Genomic DNA, 4,048 nt, shown 5'->3' on the forward strand with positions numbered 1-4,048 from the left:
CGGGACAGCGACTCCTGGCGGGCCGGGGAGAACCCGCTGCTGTTCGACGGCAACGGCAACAAGAAGGCCGCGTACACCTCGGTGCTCAACGTCCTGAACAGCGTCAACCCGAACCCGTCGTCGCCGGGCCCGGGAACGCCAGGTGGCTCCGGCACGATCGCCGGGGTGCAGTCCGGGCGGTGCATCGACGTGCCGAACGCGTCGCAGAGCAACGGCACGCGAGTGCAGCTCTACGACTGCCACGGCCAGACCCAGCAGCGGTGGACCTATACCGCCGGCAAGCAGCTGCAGGTGTACGGGAGCAAGTGCCTCGACGCGAACGGTGCGGCCACGGCCAACGGCACCGCGGTGATCATCTGGGACTGCAACGGCCAGCCCAACCAGCAGTGGAACGTCAACTCCAACGGCACCATCAGCGGCGTACAGTCCGGCCGCTGCCTGGACGTGTGGGGCACGGCCAACGGCCAGCAGATCCAGCTGTACGACTGCCACGGCCAGACCAACCAGCAGTGGCGGACCAGCTTCGGCAGTGGCTCCAGCTCCTCACCCTCGGCCTCGGCCTCGCCGTCGCAGTCCTCGGGTCAGTCGTGCTCGCTGCCGTCGTCGTACCGCTGGTCGTCGACCGGCGTGCTGGCGAACCCCCAGAACGGGTGGGTGTCGCTGAAGGACTTCACCAACGTCGTCCACAACGGCAAGCACCTGGTGTACGGGTCGTACGTCAACAGCAGCGGCCAGTACAGCTCGATGAACTTCACCCCCTTCACGAACTGGTCCGACATGGCTTCGGCCGGCCAGAACGCGATGAGCCAGGGCACCGTGGCGCCCACGCTGCTGTACTTCGCTCCGAAGAACATCTGGGTGCTGGCGTACCAGTGGGGACCGACCTCGTTCAGCTACAAGACGTCGAGCGACCCGACGAACGCCAACGGCTGGTCCTCGCCGCAGACGCTCTCCACCGCGACGCTCCCCGACGCCCCGTACGGCGTGATCGACCAGACCCTGATCGGTGACGACCAGAACATGTACCTGTTCTTCGCCGGGGACAACGGCAAGATCTACCGGTCGAGCATGCCGCTCGGGAACTTCCCGGGCAGCTTCGGCTCGAGCTACACGACGATCATGACCGACACGAGAGACAACCTGTTCGAGGGCGTCGAGGTCTACAAGGTGGCGGGCCAGAACCAGTACCTGATGATCGTCGAGGCGATCGGGAGCCAGGGACGCTACTTCCGTTCGTTCACGTCCAGCAGCCTGGGCGGCTCGTGGACCCCTCAGGCGGCCACGGAGAGCAACCCCTTCGCCGGCAAGGCAAACAGCGGCGCCACCTGGACCAACGACATCAGCCACGGTGACCTGGTCCGCACCAACCCCGACCAGACCAAGACGATCGATCCGTGCAACCTCCAGCTCCTGTACCAGGGCAAAAACCCCAGCGCGGGAGGCGACTACAACCTGCTGCCGTGGCGGCCGGGCGTGCTGACACTGCAGCGCTGAAACATAGTCCACCTGCTGACCACTCGAGCGTGTCCGGCGCTGTCAAAGCGCCGGACACGTTCCGGCTCGCCCGGCCAGGCGCAGACGTCCGGCCGTCGACCCGAGGAAGGGCAGAACGAAGCCAGCCTTCTCAGTGTTGCCGAACATCAGGAACCGCGGGCATCGGCAACCAGTCATCGGCAAGGGGTACGGGCTTCCACGACGGTTCGGTAATCTCAGCCCTTACCGGCACGATCACCTCGACGTGAGGAGTCAATGTGCGTCTGCGAACCGTGGTCCTGACCATTACGACCTTCCTGATCGCCGCCATCGCGGCCCTCCTCGCCAGTCCGGGCGCAGCCATGGCCGGATACACCTGGTCCAACTGAGTGCCCGTGCGGGAGCGCCCCGGTTAGCGCTCCCGCAGCAGGCGGTAACGGGCATTCCGGTCAATCGCGTGGAGCGACAGACGTCATCGAGCGGTGAACCGCCAGATGCATGCTCCGCACCGGCGTACCCGTGGCAGGGTGACATGTAGTAGTTCAGGTTGCTACGGGCACGAAAATACACATCCACGTGTAATTTCGAGCGCGTTGAACTTGTCCCACTTGAGAGCGAAGCCGGGGAAGTCGTTGAGGTCGCGCTGCTTCGCCTTGCCGGTCTTCTTCACCGCGCCGGTGGCGTCGCGGTAGGCCAGGCCGGTGATGCCCGCCGGATCGCCCTTCGCGTCGACCAGACTCAGCAGGGTCGACTCGCCCTCGCCGAGTGCCGCCATGTCCCAGCCGGCGTCGAGTGTCTGCACCGGCTCGGCGGTGGCGTGCACTCCCCCGGCCAGATGAGTGACGGTCGGAGCGTCTGCCAGCGCCCGGATCTGCTTCAACTCCTCCGCGAGCGCGGCCGCGTCCGGAGAATAGAACGACCACAGCACGTAGACCCGTGCCCCGGTGGCGACGGCTTCCCGGATGTGGTGCGCCGTGCTCTCGGCGTCCTCCCCGAAACGCACCTCGTACCGGGTGGCGGTCTCATGCTGGCCGAGCGCACCCAGCAGCGCGTGAAAGCCGTACGTCACCGCCTTGCGGTAACGCAGCACCAGGACCAGCTCAAGACCACCCATGCCGTGATTCTGCCAAGGCCCCGAAGAACCGGATCCGAGCCCATCGCCCCGAGCTCGATAAGCCGCCGCCCGCCGATGGAGGCACGGTGGACCAGCCATCGACTGTCGGCTGGGCTGGCCGCACTCCGTGCGGCGTTGTCGCCGGACGCCGTCGCGATCGGGTATCGCACCTCGGCCTCGGTGAGACGTTGATGCAAATGCCGCTCCCGCACGGATGAGTGCAGCCAGAACAGGACGGGATGGGTGCGGCCGGTGGAGTGGGCCAGCTCGCGATAGCCCTCGACTTTGGCGATCAGGGTTGTCAGGAGTTCGGTGCCGGTGTCGTACTCCAGGTAGAAGGCAACGCGGTCGCCGTTCTAGCCGATGCCGTGGGCGTCCGGCCTTACCTTCGGCAGATAGGCGGCCAGGGTGGGCGGGTCGCCCTCCTCCAGAAGGTCGCCCTCCTCCAGAAAGGCGCTTCGGCTCGCGTAGCGGGATGCCGGCCACCAGCGGTCGAGAGATGCCGACGGGTGGGTGCGGGCGTATCCGGCCAGGTCGGTGAAGAACTGGTTGATGCCGAGCAGGTGTGGCAGGTTGGCCGGTTGGTCAAGCGCCAGCGATGGCGGCGCGCTTGGTCCTTGCGGGTCGGGTCCTCGCCTCGGGCGATGGCCACGATCTCGGTGCCGAGCTGGCCGAGCACGTAGTGGTAGGGGTGAGTGCCGCCCTCGGCGCGGAACGGGCGGAACCGGGCCAGTAGGTCTACCTGACACAGCTTGCGCAGTTGCCGCTGGGCGAAGTCCAGCGACGGGTAGAGGGCGTGCGCGATCTGGAACGAGGTGAGCACGCCGTGGTCGGCGAGCCACCCGAGCAGGACGTGGTCTCGGTCGGTAAGGCGGGACTGGACCCGCAGGAATAGTTCGTCCGTAGGCATCGAACCTTCCGTTCTCCATTGCTGCGGTACCCCGGGGAGACCTCAGAGAAGGGTCTGTCTGGACATGCGTGCGTCTGGCGGCATCTGTCCCGACCTGCACTGTCAGGCACGGAAGGGGGCTGGGACTGACGTTCCACGCTTCGGCGAGCCAGGTCGGTTTCGTAATGACGCAGTCCAAGTCACGATTTCCGGAGATAGGAGGCCGGTCGAGGCCGCGATCTTGCGTCAGGGTTCTCAGGGTGTGACGTAAACGGAGGTCCACCCAGTCTCATCAAGCAGACGGTGCCGAGATGAGGAGAGTGGTTATGGAGCCATACCTGCGGCAGCAATTCGACTTGGCGGTGAGCGCCGACCCCGGCGTCGACTCGGGCGAGATGGCGAGGATGGCAATGCTTCAAGGCGGCCGGATCCGCCACCGGCGGCGGCTGGCCATCGCAGGCGCGGCCGCCGCCGTGGCCCTGTCTGCCAGGGTGAGTTGAGGCCAGCGGTTCATAGCAAGTCCGCCGGACAGGGCGAGTTCAGGATCGAGAGCGTTGACTACTGCTGTTGAC

4 protein-coding genes and 1 pseudogene are annotated in these 4,048 nt (G+C 66.3%); 2 read left to right on the top strand and 3 right to left on the bottom strand.

Annotation, left to right across the window (positions count from 1 at the left end; all coding sequences use genetic code 11):
- A partial coding sequence (locus AB0I88_RS41015) for a non-reducing end alpha-L-arabinofuranosidase family hydrolase (RefSeq protein WP_361037670.1) occupies nucleotides 1-1,494 on the top strand: 1,494 nt, incomplete at its 5' end.
- A gap of 529 nt (nucleotides 1,495-2,023) precedes the next feature.
- Here AB0I88_RS41015 and AB0I88_RS41020 read toward each other — a convergent pair.
- The 3 genes and pseudogenes from AB0I88_RS41020 to AB0I88_RS41030 all read right to left on the bottom strand — a co-directional run bounded on the left by AB0I88_RS41020 (nucleotide 2,024) and on the right by AB0I88_RS41030 (nucleotide 3,410).
- Nucleotides 2,024-2,587: a hypothetical protein gene (locus AB0I88_RS41020; protein ID WP_361037672.1), complete on the bottom strand. Its 564-nt coding sequence runs from the start codon at nucleotides 2,585-2,587 to the stop codon at nucleotides 2,024-2,026.
- Nucleotides 2,539-3,051 (bottom strand): annotated as a pseudogene (locus AB0I88_RS41025) (replication-relaxation family protein); the annotation flags it as partial. The pseudogene AB0I88_RS41025 and the gene AB0I88_RS41020, both read right to left, overlap by 49 nt.
- On the bottom strand, nucleotides 2,970-3,410 hold the full coding sequence (locus tag AB0I88_RS41030; RefSeq protein WP_361037676.1) for a replication-relaxation family protein: 441 nt from the start codon (nucleotides 3,408-3,410) through the stop codon (nucleotides 2,970-2,972). The pseudogene AB0I88_RS41025 and the gene AB0I88_RS41030, both read right to left, overlap by 82 nt.
- Before the next feature lie 392 nt (nucleotides 3,411-3,802).
- On the opposite strand from AB0I88_RS41030, the gene AB0I88_RS41035 reads away from it, so the two are divergent.
- Complete coding sequence (locus AB0I88_RS41035) at nucleotides 3,803-3,976, top strand: hypothetical protein (protein WP_361037674.1); 174 nt, start codon at nucleotides 3,803-3,805, stop codon at nucleotides 3,974-3,976.
- Nucleotides 3,977-4,048: the final 72 nt, after the last annotated feature.

Source organism: Actinoplanes sp. NPDC049802 (assembly GCF_040656595.1).
GTDB lineage: Bacteria > Actinomycetota > Actinomycetes > Mycobacteriales > Micromonosporaceae > Actinoplanes.

Excerpts from the sequence above, each read along its gene's own strand:
- AB0I88_RS41035 (WP_361037674.1), top strand. The coding sequence starts at position 3,803 with ATGGAGCCATACCTGCGGCAGCAATTCGACTTGGCGGTGAGCGCCGAC.
- AB0I88_RS41020 (WP_361037672.1), bottom strand. The coding sequence starts at position 2,587 with ATGGGTGGTCTTGAGCTGGTCCTGGTGCTGCGTTACCGCAAGGCGGTG.